13 protein-coding genes are annotated in these 16,187 nt (G+C 67.4%); 9 read left to right on the top strand and 4 right to left on the bottom strand.

Going from position 1 to position 16,187, the window contains the following annotated elements:
- Positions 1-7 precede the first annotated feature (7 nt).
- Complete coding sequence (locus tag A8G08_RS11010) at positions 8-751, top strand: thioesterase family protein (protein WP_245672775.1); 744 nt, start codon at positions 8-10, stop codon at positions 749-751.
- A 110-nt stretch (positions 752-861) separates the two neighbouring features.
- Here A8G08_RS11010 and A8G08_RS11005 read toward each other — a convergent pair whose 3' ends face one another.
- From A8G08_RS11005 to A8G08_RS10995, 3 genes are all read right to left on the bottom strand, one after another.
- On the bottom strand, positions 862-3,057 hold the full coding sequence (locus A8G08_RS11005; RefSeq protein ID WP_068273663.1) for a heavy metal translocating P-type ATPase: 2,196 nt from the start codon (positions 3,055-3,057) through the stop codon (positions 862-864).
- Between the two features lie 2 nt (positions 3,058-3,059).
- Entirely contained in the window at positions 3,060-3,272 is a 213-nt protein-coding gene (locus A8G08_RS11000; protein ID WP_068273661.1) for a heavy-metal-associated domain-containing protein, read from the bottom strand.
- A 78-nt stretch (positions 3,273-3,350) separates the two neighbouring features.
- Positions 3,351-4,319, bottom strand: a complete 969-nt coding sequence (locus tag A8G08_RS10995; protein ID WP_068273744.1) for a helix-turn-helix transcriptional regulator — start codon at positions 4,317-4,319, stop codon at positions 3,351-3,353.
- Between the two features lie 67 nt (positions 4,320-4,386).
- Between A8G08_RS10995 and A8G08_RS10990 the strand changes: the two genes are divergently transcribed.
- The 7 genes from A8G08_RS10990 (at position 4,387) to A8G08_RS10960 (ending at position 12,259) form a co-directional block, all read left to right on the top strand.
- Positions 4,387-5,904, top strand: a complete 1,518-nt coding sequence (locus A8G08_RS10990) for an acyl-CoA synthetase (protein WP_068273659.1) — start codon at positions 4,387-4,389, stop codon at positions 5,902-5,904.
- A gap of 52 nt (positions 5,905-5,956) precedes the next feature.
- Complete coding sequence (locus A8G08_RS10985) at positions 5,957-6,889, top strand: 4-(cytidine 5'-diphospho)-2-C-methyl-D-erythritol kinase (protein WP_068273657.1); 933 nt, start codon at positions 5,957-5,959, stop codon at positions 6,887-6,889.
- The gene (locus A8G08_RS10980; RefSeq protein ID WP_068273655.1) at positions 6,886-8,670 is read left to right on the top strand and encodes an ABC-F family ATP-binding cassette domain-containing protein; all 1,785 of its coding nucleotides are present in this window, start codon (positions 6,886-6,888) and stop codon (positions 8,668-8,670) included. The genes A8G08_RS10985 and A8G08_RS10980 overlap by 4 nt, the downstream gene beginning before the upstream one ends.
- A gap of 157 nt (positions 8,671-8,827) precedes the next feature.
- On the top strand, positions 8,828-10,105 hold the full coding sequence (locus A8G08_RS10975; RefSeq protein WP_245672774.1) for a DUF445 domain-containing protein: 1,278 nt from the start codon (positions 8,828-8,830) through the stop codon (positions 10,103-10,105).
- Between the two features lies 1 nt (position 10,106).
- Positions 10,107-11,045, top strand: a complete 939-nt coding sequence (locus A8G08_RS27995; RefSeq protein ID WP_245672773.1) for a DUF4393 domain-containing protein — start codon at positions 10,107-10,109, stop codon at positions 11,043-11,045.
- Positions 11,046-11,098: 53 nt separating this feature from the next.
- On the top strand, positions 11,099-11,578 hold the full coding sequence (locus A8G08_RS10965) for a nuclear transport factor 2 family protein (protein ID WP_068273654.1): 480 nt from the start codon (positions 11,099-11,101) through the stop codon (positions 11,576-11,578).
- 9 nt (positions 11,579-11,587) lie between these two features.
- On the top strand, positions 11,588-12,259 hold the full coding sequence (locus tag A8G08_RS10960; protein WP_068273650.1) for a pyridoxine/pyridoxamine 5'-phosphate oxidase: 672 nt from the start codon (positions 11,588-11,590) through the stop codon (positions 12,257-12,259).
- Between the two features lie 169 nt (positions 12,260-12,428).
- Here A8G08_RS10960 and A8G08_RS10955 read toward each other — a convergent pair whose 3' ends face one another.
- Positions 12,429-14,084 (bottom strand): peptide chain release factor 3, encoded by a 1,656-nt coding sequence (locus tag A8G08_RS10955; RefSeq protein WP_068273648.1) that lies wholly within the window; start codon positions 14,082-14,084, stop codon positions 12,429-12,431.
- Between the two features lie 215 nt (positions 14,085-14,299).
- On the opposite strand from A8G08_RS10955, the gene A8G08_RS10950 reads away from it, so the two are divergent.
- Entirely contained in the window at positions 14,300-15,928 is a 1,629-nt protein-coding gene (locus A8G08_RS10950; protein ID WP_068273738.1) for a fatty acyl-AMP ligase, read from the top strand.
- Positions 15,929-16,187 lie beyond the last annotated feature (259 nt).

Genomic DNA, 16,187 nt, shown 5'->3' with positions numbered 1-16,187 from the left:
TCGCTTCTTGCCGACTTCCCATGTGGGCGGCGCGTGGGCAGCCGACGAACAGCACTTCAGTCCGTTGGCCGGGCTGATCGTCCACGAGATCGAATGCGCCCGGACCCGCGGCAGCCGGCCCGACATGCTCATGAGCCGAATCAGTTTCGACATCCTCGGCCGCATCGCGTTCGGGGAGTTCGACATCCAGGTCGAGGTGCTTCGGCCGGGACGCACGATCGAGCTCGTCGAGGCGACCGTCATCATCGCGGGCCGCCCCACAGTGAGTGCCCGCGCATGGCTGACTACCGCGCAGGACACGGCCGCTGTCAGCGGCGGGGAGCCCGACTCGCTGACCAGTCCAGATCAACTGGCGTCGTGGTCAATTGACTCGGTGTGGCCGGGTGGGTACATCGAGTCGATCGATGTCCGTCAAGTTGGCACGCCCGAGCAGGGGCGTGCCACGGCCTGGATCCGGTCCGCCGTCGACCTTGTCGCCGGAGAGGATGCCAGCACGTTGGCGTCCTACGTCGCCCTCGTCGACACGGCGAACGGGATCGGCGTTCGGCAAGACCCCACCAAGTGGATGTTCCCGAACCTGGATCTGACGATTCACCTCTACCGCCAGCCGGAAGGACCGTGGACCGGGCTCGACACGAGCGTCACGTTCGGCGGCACAGGCCAGGGCCTGACCCGCACCGTTCTGCACGACACCCGCGGCCCGGTCGGTGTCGCCGAGCAGATCCTCACGGTGCGCCCGCAGCCGGTCTGATTGGGTTGAACGGCCGAGCCGCCAAGCAATGCCGAACCGTCCACCGGTGACCCCCCACCCGCCGATCGTGCTGCGAACGCTAGTGGGGGCCACCGACAAACCGCCGACCGCTACCGAAACCGGCGCAGCCGCAAGCTATTCGTCACTACGAACACACTCGACAGCGCCATCGCCGCGCCCGCGAGCATCGGGTTGAGGAGCCCCAGTGCCGCAAGTGGGATCGCGGCCACGTTGTAGCCGAACGCCCAGACCAGGTTGCCCTTGATCGTGGTCAGCGTGCGGCGAGACAGCCGGATCGCGTCGGCCGCACTGCGCAGGTCGCCGCGCACCAACGTGAGATCACTCGCCTCGATGGCGGCATCCGTGCCGGTGCCCATCGCGATACCGAGATCGGCCTGGGCAAGTGCCGCAGCGTCGTTGACGCCGTCGCCGACCATCGCGACCACGCGGCCCTCGTCCTGCAGCCGCTTGATCGTGTCCACCTTGTCGGTGGGCAGGACGCCGGCGATGACCTGCTCGATGCCGACCTGATCGGCGACCGCGCGGGCTGTCACCTCATGGTCGCCGGTGAGCAGGACGGGGGAGAGGCCGAGCGTGCGCAACTTGGTAATCGCTTCGGCGCTGGTGTCTTTGACCGCATCCGCGACAACGAACACGCCGCGGGCCCGTCCGTCCCAGCCCACCGCAACCGCGGTCCGGCCGAGCTTCTCGGCATCCGTCATCGCCGTGCGAACGGGATCGCCAACCGCGAGTCCGCGATCGGTGAGCAGTGCCAGCCGGCCAACCACAACGGTGCGGCCATCGACAACGCCCTCGACGCCCAGTCCTCCGTGTGCCCGGAAGTCTTGCACCGCAGTCAGTTCCGCAACGTCGGTGGCCGCATTGACGATCGCGCGCGCCACGGGATGCTCGGATCCGGATTCGACGGCGCCGCCCAATCGCAGCAACTCGTCACGATCCTCACCGATGGTGTCTAGGAGCGTCATCCGGCCGGTCGTGACGGTGCCGGTCTTGTCCAGCACCACGGTGTCCACGCGACGCGTCGACTCCAGCATTTCCGGGCTGCGGATGATGATGCCGAGTTGTGCGCCTCGACCGGTGCCGACCAGCAGCGCCATCGGCGTGGCGAGCCCGAGCGCGCAGGGGCAGGCGATGATCAGCACCGCGACAGCGGCGCCGAACGCGGCCTGTGCCGGTTCGCCTGCGATCAGCCAGCCGGCCAGCGTACCCAGCGCGATCACCATGACGATGGGCACGAACACGGCGGAAATGCGGTCGGCCAACCGCTGAACCGGCGCCTTGCCGTTCTGCGCCTCGGTTACCAATGAAGCCATGCGGGCGAGTTGGGTATCGCGGCCGACGCGGGTGGCCCTAATGCGAAGCAGCCCACCGGAGTTGACGGTCGCACCCGCAACCGCATCGCCCTCGCTTACCTCGACCGGCATCGACTCGCCGGTCAGCACGCTGGTGTCGATTGCCGAGCTACCCGACGCGACGACGCCGTCGGTCGCGATCCGCTCACCGGGACGCACCACGAACTCGTCGCCAACATGCAACTGCGCCACGGGGATTCGCTCCTCGCGGCCGTCACGCAGCACTGCGACGTCCTTCGCGCCGAGCTCGAGCAGGCGTCGCAACGCCGATCCCGCGCCGCGCTTCGCCTTCATCTCGAAGTAGCGCCCGGCGAGGATGAACACGATGACGCCGGCTGCGACCTCGAAGTACACGTTCGATGCGGCGTCGGATCTGTCGATGGTGAGTTCGAACCCGTGCCCTGGGTGGTGGGTGGCGGAGCCGAACACCAGCGCATAGACGGACCAGAGGTAGGCCGACACTGTGCCGAGCGATATCAGCGTGTCCATCGTCGCGGCGCCGTGCTTCAGGTTCGCCCAGGTGGCGCGGTGGAACGGCCACGCGCCCCACACCACGACCGGCGTAGCCAGGGCGAGCGAGACCCACTGCCAGTTGGTGAACTGCCAGGACGGAACCATTGCCAGCGCGATCACGGGCACCGCAAGCACCGTGCTGACGATGAGTCGCAACCTCAGGCTCGAGAGTTCGTCGGTTTCCTCGACCTCGTCCTGTGCCGGGCTCGCGCCATATCCGGCGCTCACCACCTGCGCGACGAGCGCGTCGTCATCTACGGTCGAAGGTGCTCGAACGCTCGCGGTCTCGGTCGCGAAGTTCACCGAGGCCTGGACGCCGTCGAGCTTGTTGAGCCGCTTCTCGATCCGGGCGGCGCACGAGGCGCACGTCATTCCGGTAATGGCGAGTTCGACGTTGCGATTGGTCGTCGGCGCGGACATCCTCACTCCTGTCGTGTTGCCTGGTATCCGGCTTCGTCGACCGCGGCGATCACGTCGGCGTCGGCAAGCGGCGTGCCGCTCTCGATCACCAAACGTCCGCTCTCGAGGTCGACGTCCACAGTCTCGACACCGGCGATGTTGCCGACCTCCTCGCGGACCGCGCTCACGCAATGTCCGCACGTCATCCCGGTGACGGTGAAGGTGGAGGTGCTCACGAAGATCTCCTTAAGGGCATTCGGGTCGAGCTATCTCGGTCCCGAATATACCCCCCAGGGGTACCTACCGCAAGGAGTTCACGCTTCCCGGTAGCGCTCCGCCAGTAGCGTGTGCCGATCCGCGAGCCGGCGGCACTCCTCGCGCAGTTCATCGGGTTCGAGCACGGTGAACGGCACATCGAACGCCGAGAGCCACCTCGCCAGCGAGGTCTGCGATTCCGCGCCGAGCGCGACGACGCAGCTCGTTCCGTCGCCTGCCTCGAGCGTGCCCCAATCCTCGTGCACCATTTCCGCGATCTGCTCGATGGGGGCGTGCAGGCGCACCCGGGCGCGAGCCTGTGTCGTGGCGCGGTTGATGCCCGTCGCGACGAATTGCGCTGCGCCGCCCTCGGGCAGCTCGCGTGGGGTGAAGCGCGGCCCGGTCGGGATCTTCGGGGTCATCCGGTCCACCCGGAATGACCGCCAGTCGCTGCGGCCGATGTCCCAGGCGACGAGGTACCAACGCGCGCCCGAGCGGACCAGACGGTACGGCTCGACCTCGCGGCGCATCTCCTCGCCGTCGTGACGTCGGTAGTCGAAGCGCAGCCGCTCGTGCGCGTGGCAGACCGAGGCGACCGTGGCGAGTAGTTTCGCGTCGACCGCGGACTTCACCTCCGGCCGGGCCACGACGTCCACCGAGAGGGCATCGAGCCGGTGCCGCAGCCGCGACGGCATGACCTGACGCAGCTTGGTCAGCGCACGCAGCGACGGCTCGCCGATACCGGTGACCGGCCCGGTCGCGCCGGACTGCAGGCCGAACGCCACCGCGAGCGTCTCGTCGTCATCGAGCAACAGCGGTGGCATCTCCGCGCCCGCGCCGAGCTGATAGCCACCGCCGACGCCCACCGAGGCGTTGACCGGATAGCCGAGGTCGCGCAGTTTGTCGACGTCGCGGCGGACAGTTCGGGGCGTCACCTCGAGCCGGTCGGCGAGGTCGGCGCCGGACCATTCCTTGCGCGTCTGCAGCAAGGTGAGCAGCCGCAGCAAGCGGGCGGATGTCTCGAGCATGGCCCTCACGATGCCACCCATTGCGGACTACTACGGTCCTTAATGATCGACGGTTAGTCTGCGATTCATGACAATCGATCCGCGTTCCGCCACCGTCGATGCCGTGCTGCGCCGCTCGGCGTCCCGGACGCCGGACCGGGACGCCCTGATCTTCGCCGACCGGACGTGGACCTACCGCGAACTCGACGACGCCGTCACTCGTGCCGCCGCGGCGCTGAGCAAGCTCGGACTCGAGCTGGGCGACCGCGTCGCCGCGTTCGGCGTCAATTCCGATGCCTATGTGATCGGCTTCCTCGCCTGCGCGCGTGCCGGCCTCGTGCATGTGCCGGTCAATTACGCGCTGCGCGGAGAGGAACTGACCTACCTGCTCGAACAGTCCGGCAGCCGGGTGGTGCTGGTCGATCCCAGCCAGCGCGCCGAACTCGACGCAGTGCTGCCGCAGCTCGATATCGCGAAGGTGCTGCCGCTGCGCGACTTGGAGGATTCGCTCGTCGAGCTGGCGCGTCGCGGCCAGGTCCCCGTGGTCGAGGCGGCGGTGAGCTCGACCGATCTGGTGCAGCTGCTCTACACCTCGGGCACCACGTCGAAGCCCAAGGGCGCGATGATGTCGCACGCTGCGCTGGTGCACGAATACGTCTCGTGCGTTCTCGCCCTGGACTTCACGGCGGCTGACGACCCGCTGCTCTGCATGCCGCTCTACCACTCGGCGGGTATGCACGTGATCATGCTTCCGTACCTGTCGGTGGGGGCGACGGTGCGGCTGATGGAGTCGCCGGATGTGCCCGAGATCCTGCGACGGGTCGAGGCGGAGCGAATCGGATCGCTGTTCCTCGCGCCGACCGTGTGGGTGCCGCTCGCCGGGCATCCCGATCTCGACAAACGGGATCTGTCCTCGCTGACGAAGGCCCAGTACGGCGCGTCGATCATGCCGGTGACGGTGCTCGAACGGCTGCGCGGCCGCTACCCGGACCTTGGCTTCTACAACTGCTTCGGCCAGTCGGAGATCGGCCCCCTCGCGACAGTGCTGCGGCCCGAGGAGCACGACGAACGGCCGGCCTCGTGCGGCACGCCCGTGTTCTTCGTGGAGACCCGCGTCGTCGACACCGACGGCAACGATGTCCCGCCGGGCACTGCCGGCGAGGTGCTGTACCGGTCGCCGCAGCTGTGCCTCGGCTACTGGGACAACGCGGAGGCGACCGAGGAGGCGTTCCGCGACGGCTGGTTCCACTCCGGTGACCTGGTCACCCGAGATGAGCAGGGCTACATCACCGTCGTTGACCGGATCAAGGACGTCATCAACACCGGCGGTGTGCTGGTGGCCTCGCGCGAGGTGGAGGACGCGATCTACACGCACGATGGTGTGGCCGAGGTCGCCGTGATCGGAACGCCGGACGAGAAGTGGATCGAGGCGGTGACCGCGGTTGTGGTGCTGCGTGAGGACGCGACGGCGAGCGAGGACGAGATCATCGCGCATGTGAAGGCGCGCCTGGCACCGTTCAAGGTGCCCAAGCGGGTGACGTTCGTCGATGAACTGCCGCGCAACCAGAGCGGCAAGCTGCTCAAGCGGGAACTGCGGGCGCAGTGACTCGTCGGTCCGGCTCGCAAACGGTTGGCGACCGACATTTAGGCTCTTGGTCGTGTTGTCAGTCGTGCCGACGCCCGTAGTCGTCCGGGCCCCCGCCAAGGTAAACCTGCATCTCGCCGTCGGCGAGCTGCGACCGGACGGCTACCACGAATTGAGCACCGTCTTCCAGGCGCTGTCGCTGTCGGATCAGGTGCAGATCACGACATCGCGTGAACTGACCGTGCAGGTGCGCGGCGAGGGCGCGAGGGACGTGCCGACCGACCGGCGCAATCTGGCGTGGCAGGCCGCGGAGTTGCTCGGCAAACGTTTCGACCACGAACCGCTGGTCGACATCATCATCGATAAGGGCATCCCCGTCGCCGGCGGCATGGCTGGTGGCAGTGCGGACGCCGCTGCGGTACTGGTCGGCCTGAACGAACTGTGGCAGCTCGATCTCGGCCGTGAGGAGCTCGACGAGATCGCGCTCCAACTCGGCAGCGACGTGCCCTTCGCGCTGCACGGCGGCACCGCGCTCGGTACCGGACGTGGCGAGGAACTGCTTCCGGTGTTGTCCCGCAACACTTTTCACTGGGTGATCGCGCTCGCAAAGGGTGGTTTGAGCACGCCCGAGGTGTACGGCGAACTCGACAAGTTGCGCGGCCGCGGGCAGCCGCCCCGGCTCGGCGAGGCGCAGGAACTGATGCAGGCACTCGCCGTGGGTGCCCCCGAGCGGCTCGCCCCGCTACTCGGCAACGACCTGCAGGCCGCCGCGCTGTCGCTGCGCCCGGACCTGCGCCGCACGCTGCGCGCCGGGATTTCCTCGGGCGCACTCGCCGGCATTATCTCCGGCTCGGGCCCCACCTGTGCATTCCTGTGCGCCGACCACGACGCCGCCGTCGCCGTCGGTGCCGAACTTTCCGGTGCCGGCGTGTGCCGCTCGGTGCGACTGGCTACCGGCCCTGCGCACGGCACCCGGGTTATCGATGAGGACGGATATTCCGCGTGACCAACCTGATCAATCTGGAACAGGTCTCCAAATCCTTCGGCATTCGCCCGTTGCTCGACACGGTGTCGCTCGGCGTGCACGAGGGCGACCGGATCGGCGTCGTGGGCCTCAACGGCGGCGGCAAGACCACGCTGCTCGAGGTGCTCGCGGGCATCGCCCAGCCCGATTCGGGGCGGGTGAGCCGGGTGGGCGGGCTGCGGCTCGCGGTCGTGACCCAGCGCGGCGTGCTGCCCGTGGGCGCGACGATCGGCGAGGTCGTCCTCGGCACGGTCGCCGACGCCGAGCACGAATGGGCAGGTGACGCGCGCATCCGCGGCATCCTCGCCGGTATCGGGATTGCCGATCTCGGCCTGGAAACGCGGGTGGACGATCTGTCCGGCGGCGAGCGCCGCCGTGTCGCACTTGCCGCAGCGCTGGTCCATGAACTGGACCTCCTCATACTCGACGAGCCCACCAACCATCTCGATGTCGAGGGCGTGCAGTGGCTTGCCGAGCACCTGCTGTCCCGGCGCGGCGCGCTGGTGGTCGTCACGCACGATCGCTGGTTCCTGGACACCGTGGCGACCCGCACGTGGGAGGTCGTCGGCGGCAAGGTGGAGACCTACGAGGGCGGTTACGCGGACTGGATCTTCGCCCGCGCCGAGCGCGCCAGGCAGGCGGACGCCAGCGAGGCACGGCGCCGCAACCTGGCTCGCAAGGAACTGGCGTGGCTGCGCCGCGGCCCGCAGGCGCGCACCTCGAAGCCGCGCTACCGGGTCGAGGCCGCCGAGGCGCTGATCGCCGATGTGCCCGCGCCCCGTGACACGGTCGCGCTGTCCGCGTTTGCCCGTCGCAGGCTCGGCCGCATCGTGATCGAACTCGAGGATGTGCAGCTGGCCAGCCCGGACGGTCGTGTGCTCGTAGACGACCTGACCTGGCGCCTCGCGCCCGGCGAACGCCTCGGCCTGGTCGGCGTGAATGGATCGGGCAAAACGACACTGCTGCGGGCCTTGGCCGGTGATGCCGAACTCGCCGCAGGCCGGCGCGTGCAGGGCAAGACGGTCGAGATCGGTTGGCTGCGACAGGAACTCGACGACCTGCCCACCGATATGCGGGTGCTCGAGGCGGTCCAGGACGTGGCCGAGCGAACCATGATCGGCGACAAGGAGATCTCGGCCGGGCAGCTGGCCGAACGGCTCGGATTTACTCCGGCCCGGCAGCGCACGCCGGTGGGGGAGCTGTCCGGCGGCGAGCGGCGGCGGCTGCAGTTGACCCGGATCCTGATGGGCGAGCCGAACGTCCTGCTGCTCGACGAGCCGACCAACGACCTCGATATCGACACCCTGCAGCAGCTCGAGGATCTGCTCGACGGCTGGGCCGGCACGCTCGTGGTGATCAGCCACGACCGCTACCTGATCGAGCGGATCTGCGACAGCACATGGGCGCTGTTCGGCGACGGCAAGCTCACGAACCTGCCGGGGGGCATCGAGGAGTACCTGCGGCGTCGCCATGCCTCACCGGCGCGCCCGGCCCGCGCCGCCGGGGCCGCGCCGGGCACGGCCGCTCCGGGTGCGCCCATGGTCGACGCGGCCACGCAGCGGGCGGCACGCAAGGAACTTGCCAAGCTCGAGCGGACGATGGAGCGGCTCGATAAGCGCGAGCGCGAGCTGCACGAGGAACTTGCCGCGGCGGTCAGCGACCCGAGTCGGCTGGCGACCCTGGATGCCGAACTCAAGCGGGTCGTCAGCGAGAAGGACTCGGCCGAGGAACGCTGGCTCGAGCTCGCCGCAGAACACGAGTGAGGTGGGTCACGGGTGTGACGAGCGCACCCGTGCCGGACCGTGACGATCAACACGGTAGCCTTCGATTTCGCGTCACGAAGGCCTCGGCTAACGGACACTGCGACACGGCACGAACGCGAGGACCGGCCGCCGGCCGCGCCGAGGGGAGGTGGACGACGTGGACCACAAACTCATGATGGATCTCATAACGATCCCGTTGTTCACCGGCATCATCGGTTACGTCACGAACTGGACAGGCGTCCTGATGCTGTTCCAGCCGTTGAAATTTCACGGCTTCCGTCTTCCCGGCAATGAGCTGATCTACCCGTACCTGCATCGCCGCATTCAGATTCTGCCGATCTACTCGCCCGACGGCCGCAAGATCGGCTGGCAAGGCATGGTCCCCTCGCGGGCCGAGAAGATGGCCTCCATCGCGGTGGACAAGAGCATCTCCAAGCTGGGCAGCGTCGCGGACTTCTACCGCGAACTCGACCCGGACAGCATCGCCGAGCATTTCGTCACCGTGGCCAGGCCGGAGATCCGCGGCGTGGTGGACCGCATCGTGGAGCGCGAAAGCCCGCGGCTATGGCGCAGCCTCCCCGCGTTCGCCCGGGAAGCGGTGTACCGCAAGGTCGAAAGTGAACTGCCCGAGAACGCCAGCAAGATCACGGCGACGCTCGGTGAGCACATCGAGGACCTCGTCGACCCGAAGTGGATGGCGATCCGGCATCTGACCGAGAACCCGAAGCTGCTCAACAGCATCTTCCGCGAGATGGGCGCGAAGGAACTGCGGTTCATGCAGAACTTCGGGTTCTACTTCGGTTACCCGATGGGCTTCCTTCTGGTCGGCCTGCTGCACGTCTTCCCGTACTGGTGGTTGCTTCCGGTGGGCGGCGTGGTGATCGGCTACGTCGTGAACTGGGTCGGCATCAACATGATTTACGAGCCGCTGCACCCGAAGTGGTGGGTGCCGTGGCGGCAGGGCCTGATGCTCAAACGGCGTACCGAGATCATCGAGGGCTTCGCCGACATCATCGCCGACGACGTGATCACCACAGAGAACATGGCTCGGGAGTTGCTCGCCGGTTCTCGTTCCGACCGCACCCTGCAGATGCTCGATAGTGTGATGCGCGACTCGGTGGACAGAGCGGTGGGGCGGGCCAAGATCGCCCTCGTGATGTCGCTGGGCAGTAACGAATACGCGCGCATCCAGTCCTCGCTCGCCCCGGTGGCACTGGACTTCGCCACCGATGCGATGACCGACCGGGCGTTCGCCGAGAAGCAGGCCGGCCGCATCCGAACCTTCATCGCTCAGCAAATGGAAAAACTGAGTCTGGAAGACTTCGTGGATCTGCTGCGCTCGGCGACCAAGCAGGACGAATGGTTGCTGTTCGTGCACGGTGCCGTCCTTGGCTCGATCGGCGGCTTCATCCACCTGGCGATCTTCGGAGTGTGACGTGATCGATCCCGACGACATTGCCGGACCGGACGGCCAAACGCCCTCCGATGAGGCCGTGCTTGCCGCGGCCGACCCGTCGACCGCACTCGCGCAGCAGCAGCGCAAAGAGGTCGAACGGCAAATCAGCCCCGAAGCCCAGTTGATCCGCGGCACGTTCCGTGCGGCCGGTTTCGCAGTCGGTACCGCACTGCGCGGAACGCAGTGGGTGGCCGGGACGGGGCTCGAGGTCGGCCGGCAGATCGCGCAGGCCGCGATCGAGGGTGAGACATCCGCGGAAATCGCAGAGCGCGCGGCGAACTCGCTGCGCTCGCTCGCGCAGACCGCCCTCGGTGTCACCGAGGGATCGGTGCGCGAGATCGTCAGTTACGTGCCGGCCGCGACGCTGCCGCCGCAGGTTGATCCGGCCCGAAAAGCGCTCGAAGCGTCCACTACTGACGACCTGCGCCGCCGCGGGGATGCCTTGCTCGCTGTGTCGGCCGACGTCTATTTCACCGAGGACGTCCACCCCGCCTTCGACCGGATTCTCGGCGAACTCGCCCCGGACGAGGCGCGCATGCTGCGCTTCCTGGCGTTGAACGGGGCGCAACCGCTCGTCGACGTGCGGACCAACCGCCCGCTGGGCATCGGTTCGGAGCTGATCGCAGGCGATCTCACCTCCGTTCCCGAGCAGGCCGGCGTGCGTCACCTGCACCGATCCGGCTCGTACGTGACCAATCTGAAACGGCTCGGTCTCGTCGAGGTATCCGCCGATCCGGTGGTGCTGAACCGGTACATGGTGCTCGAGGTACAGCCGTCGGTCGAGGAAGCGCGCAAAAAGGCTGGTCGCGCCCCCAAGGTCATCCGCAAATCGCTGTTGCTGACCGATTTCGGCGTCGATTTCTGCAAAACCTGCTTCACGCTGGACCCGCGCCAGGCGGAGTCACCCCTCACGGATTGATCGACCACGCCAAAAAAGCTCTCAATCAGGCCCGATGGTGGCACAGTAGATTCATGGATCTGGAAGCCGTGTACGAGATCGGCCGCCTGAAGTACCGATATCTGCGCGCACTGGACACCAAGGCCTGGGACGAGTTGGCCGAAACGATGCTGCCCGAAGCAACGGCCACCTACAGCGAGTACCTGCAGTTCGAATCGCGTGACGCCTTCATCGGATTCATGCGCAACACCCTTGGCCCGAATGTCATCACCGAGCACCACTGTGACCACCCCGAGATCGAAGTAGATGGCGACACGGCCTCGGGGGTCTGGTACCAGTCCGACACCGTACTCATTCCCGAGCACAACATGCTGATGCGCGGTGCCGCGTATTACGACGATCGCTACGTCAAAGGCCTGGACGGGCAGTGGAAGATTCTGCACACCGGCTATGCCCGCACGTACGAGGTCGTGTACGCGCTCACCGACCTACCCGGCTTCCGGTTGACCTCGAATCGCTGGGGGCCGGTCGCACAACCTCCTGCCTCCGCGTAACCTCGGGCAGTGCCGCGCAGGACGGAGTTCTCGGACAACCGCGCCTGGTTGCGCTCGCTCGGCTTCGCAGCGATCGAGCCGCCGTACCGGGAGCTTCCCGATCCCGCTGTGCCACCGCATGATTCGTTTCTCCGCTGGCTGGAGGACGCGGTCGATGCGGGTATCCCCGAGCCGCATGTTGGTGTGCTGGCCACCACCGGCGCCGACGGACTTCCGTCGGCGCGTGTGCTGATGCTGCGCGATATCGATGCGTCCGGTTGGTCGGTCTCAGGGCCGGACTTCTCGGTCAAGGGCGCGCACATCGCCGCGAATCCGCAAGCAGCGCTGACGTTTTACTGGCGTGAGCACGGCAGGCAGGTGCGCATTGCCGGGTCGGTGATCGACGGCGGTATCGAGGCGGCGTCCCGTGACTTCCACGACCGGTCAACTATCGCGCAGGCAGTGGCGTTCGGCAGCAAACAGAGCGCCGAATTGGCCGACGAGAGTGAGTATTTCGCGGCCGTGGCAGACGCGCAGAACCTGATCGAACACCAGCCGCAACTGCTGTCCGCGCACTGGCGGGTGTGGCGGATCGAGCCGATGACAGTCGAGTTCTGGCAGGCCGACCCAGGGCGTCGGCATCTGCGGCGCCGGTTCACCCGCGCGGAACCGGGATGGTCGGCGAGCGATCTCTGGCCGTGACGGTCCGCGCGGTTCCGGCGTCCTACGGCGTCATCGCGCTGTTCTCGCCAGCACCCCCATCGCCGCACACTTCCTGACGCCTCGCACAGGCTCCCGCGTGCGGATTCCTATGCGGCGCAACAGAAGGTGTGCGGCGGCTGGGTGCGCCCAACCCGGACGGTGCCGGTAGTCAGTCGGCCGCGGCAACCAGCGGCTCGAGGGTGAGCTGCGAGAGCTCCTTCTCGATATACTGCAGCCGCCACTTGTCGCTGAACAACGCGAGGATCACGCCGTCGGTACGGGTGAACACCTCGACGCCGCGCTGGCGCCCGAGTTCGTCCATGGACTCGCGGTCGGTGCGCCGCGCCAGCGTGTAGGGGAGAAACTCGAGCTTGGCCTCGACGTTGAACTCGGCCTTCATCCGCGCCGCGGCCACCTCGAACTGCATAGGGCCGACGGCCGCGAACACGGGCGATGCGTCACCACGAATTTCGTTGCGCAGCACCTGAACCACGCCTTCGGAGTCGAGTTGATCGATGCCGCGGCGGAACTGCTTGTACTTGCTAGCGCTCTCGGCGCGCACCACGGCGAAGTGCTCGGGAGCAAACGACGGAATGGGCGGGAACTCGACCTTGCGGTCCACATAGAGGGTGTGTCCGGGCGCGAGCGCGGTGGCATTCACCAGGCCGACGACGTCGCCCGGGTAGGCCTCCTCGACGGTGGTGCGGTCCCGGCCGAAAACAGTGAGCGCGTACTTGGTGGCGAACGGCTTTCCAGTCTGCGCGTGCGTGACCACCATGCCGCGCTCGAAGGTGCCGGACACAATGCGCATGAACGCCAAGCGATCTCGGTGCGCGGCGTCCATGCCGGCCTGCACCTTGAACACCACCGCGCTGAACGGGGCGGTGACCTCACGCGGATTGTCATTCACATCGTTGCGCGGACGCGGGGATGGTGCGAGCGACACGAGCGACTCGAGCAGTTGCCGCACACCGAAATTCAGCATTGCTGACGCGTAGATCACGGGGGAGGTCTGCCCGGCGAGGAACAGTTCCTGGTCGTGATCCTGCCCGCTGGCAGAGAGCAGTTCGCTCTCTTCCACGGCATCGGTCCAGGCGTCGCCCTCGCGAGCCGCGGCGGTGTCGGGATCGAGCGATTCCTCGGGCGCGATCGTCGCGCCACCTGCTGTGCGGGTGAAGTGGATGTACTCGGTCGCCGCGCCGTCCTCGCCGCGGCGCAGCAGGCCGCGGAAATCGCCCGCGATACCGACCGGCAGGAACAGCGGGGTGGGCGTCAGGCCGATGCGCTCATCGATCTCGTCGAGCAGTTCCAGCGGTTCCCGGCCGGGCCGGTCCCATTTGTTGATCACGGTGATGACCGGAATGCCGCGGTGACGGCACACCTGGAACAGCTTCAGGGTCTGTGGCTCGAGGCCCTTTGCGGCGTCGATCAGCATGACGGCCGCGTCGACCGCGGTGAGCACGCGGTAGGTGTCCTCGGAGAAGTCGGAGTGGCCGGGTGTGTCGACGAGGTTGATCACCGCGTTCACACCGGAGGCGCTCTGGTACTCGAACTGCAGCGCCGTGGAGGACACGGAGATGCCGCGGGCCTTCTCCATCTCCATCCAGTCGGAGACGGTGGAGCGGCGTCCGGCCTTGCCGTGGATCGCGCCCGCCTCGGAAATCATGCGTGCGTGCAGCGCGAGCGCCTCGGTGAGCGTCGACTTGCCTGCGTCGGGGTGCGAGATGACCGCGAAGGTGCGGCGGCGCGAGACCTCCTTGGCGAGCGACTCGCTGGACTTGGTCGTCGCGGTGCCGGCGGACTCGTCCGATGCAGGCGTGGTCAAGGGTCTACCTCGTGCTCTTGTGGGGGCGTGCGCGGTGGGGCGAGAAAGCGTCGCGTGCGCGCGACATACGCGACGTTCCAGAGTAGTCGACGTCGGCGCGGCATTCATCCGGCGCCGTCGCGTCGCGGGACCGTTAACGCCGCCCGGGCGTGTCGGGATGTCAAGAAGGAGACACGTACTCGCCGCATATGGCGCTGCCTCGAGGAGTCGGGATCGTGAGCAAATTCACCGAGGAAATGTACGAGACCGCCCGCACGAGCGACCGCGGGCTAGTCACAGGCGAGCCGGATGCGCCGGTTCGGCATACCTGGGGCGAGATTCACACGGTGGCTCGCCGGATGGCCGGTGGATTGGCCGCAGCCGGGATCGGACACGGCGATGCGGTCGGTGTGCTGGCCGGTCAGCCGGTGGATATTGCCCCCGCAGTGCAGGCGACCTGGATGCGCGGAGCATCGGTGACGATGCTGCATCAGCCCACCCCGCGCACCGATCTCATCGCCTGGGCCGCCGATACCGAGGCCATTCTGACGATGATCGCCGCCCACGCGGTAATCGTCGGGGAGCCGTTCGAGGCGGCCGCGCCACTGCTCAAAGAGCGCGGAATCCGGGTGGTCACCGTCAAGGAGTTGCGCACCGGCGACGACATCGACCCGATCGAAACCGCCGAGACCGACATCGCCCTGCAGCAGCTGACCTCGGGTTCGACCGGCACACCCAAGGCCGTGCAGATCACGCACCGCAACTTCTACGTCAACGCGTACGCGATGATCGACCGGATCAAGTTCGACCGAGCCGACGACGTCATGATCAGCTGGCTGCCGTTGTTCCACGACATGGGCATGGTCGGATTCCTCAGCGTGCCAATGCAATACGGTGCCGAGGTCGTCAGCGTCACTCCGCTGGAGTTTCTGCGCCGGCCGCTGGTCTGGGCCGAGCTGATCGAGAAGTACCGCGGCACCGTGACGGCGGCGCCGAACTTCGCTTACGCCCTGCTCGCGCGGCGACTGCGTCAGGCGGATGACGGCGCGGTGGACCTTAGTTCGATCCGCTACATGTGGAACGGTGCCGAGCCCGTCGATCCGGACACGATGACGACGCTGGCCGCCGACGGCGCGCGGTTCGGTCTCAATGCCACAGCGCTCACCCCGGTCTACGGCATGGCGGAGACGACCCTCGCGGTCTCGGTGCCCGATGCCGGACACGGCCTCGTCCTCGACACCGTGGACGCGGAACTGCTCGAGGCAATGGGCCGGGCGGTTCCAGCCACGCGAGGGCACGTGCGCCGGCTCGCGACACTCGGCTATCTCGTCGACAACCTCGAGGGTCGTGTGGTGGACACGGACAACCAGGAGCTGCCCGCGCGCGGCGTCGGGGTGATTCAGGTGCGCGGCGATGCCGTCACACCCGGTTACGTCACCGTCGACGGGTTTGTGCCCGCACAAGACGAGGATGGCTGGCTCGATACGGGAGATATCGGCTACTTCACCGAAGAAGGGCTCGTGGTGGTGTGCGGCCGCATCAAGGACGTGATCATCATGGGCGGCCGCAATATCTACCCGACCGATATCGAGCGGGCCGCGGCACGCGTCGACGGCGTGCGGCCGGGCAATGCGGTGGCGGTGCGGATCGACGCGGGGGACAAGCGCGAGAGCTTCGCCGTCGTCGTGGAGAGCGGCGGATTCGAGGACCACGCCGAGGTCGAGCGCATCGAGCACGAGGTGGCGCACGTGGTATTCGGCGAGGTCGGCGTACGCCCCCGCCGAGTCGCGGTGCTCGGTCCCGGCTCGATCCCGAAGACGTCGTCGGGCAAGCTGCGGCGGACCCACACGTTGGCGCTGCTGTAGCGATATCCGGCGACCAAAGGCGAGCGAATTGTGTTCGTGAGTGCGAAGTTTCGTCCCCGGGAACAAGGTTTGCGGTCGTGAGGAAGTTCAGGCGGGTGCAAGTCTTCCTCACGGGTGCGAAGTTTCGGCCCCGGGTACAAGTTTTGCACCCGTTTGGGGGCCCGGCTGGGTCCGTAACGGCCGCCGTGGAACGGCCGAATCTGTTCGGTGACGGATGCCAGACTCCTGGCTCCACCCGCCGTAGCCACCCGAAGCAGGA

The organism is Aldersonia kunmingensis (assembly GCF_001646865.1).
Classification (GTDB): domain Bacteria; phylum Actinomycetota; class Actinomycetes; order Mycobacteriales; family Mycobacteriaceae; genus Aldersonia; species Aldersonia kunmingensis.
This window is presented reverse-complemented; position numbering and strand designations above follow the sequence as displayed.

Coding starts and splice junctions, on each gene's coding strand:
- A8G08_RS10990 (WP_068273659.1), top strand. CDS start 4,387: ATGACAATCGATCCGCGTTCCGCCACCGTCGATGCCGTGCTGCGCCGC.
- A8G08_RS10995 (WP_068273744.1), bottom strand. CDS start 4,319: ATGCTCGAGACATCCGCCCGCTTGCTGCGGCTGCTCACCTTGCTGCAG.
- A8G08_RS10965 (WP_068273654.1), top strand. CDS start 11,099: ATGGATCTGGAAGCCGTGTACGAGATCGGCCGCCTGAAGTACCGATAT.
- A8G08_RS11005 (WP_068273663.1), bottom strand. CDS start 3,057: ATGTCCGCGCCGACGACCAATCGCAACGTCGAACTCGCCATTACCGGA.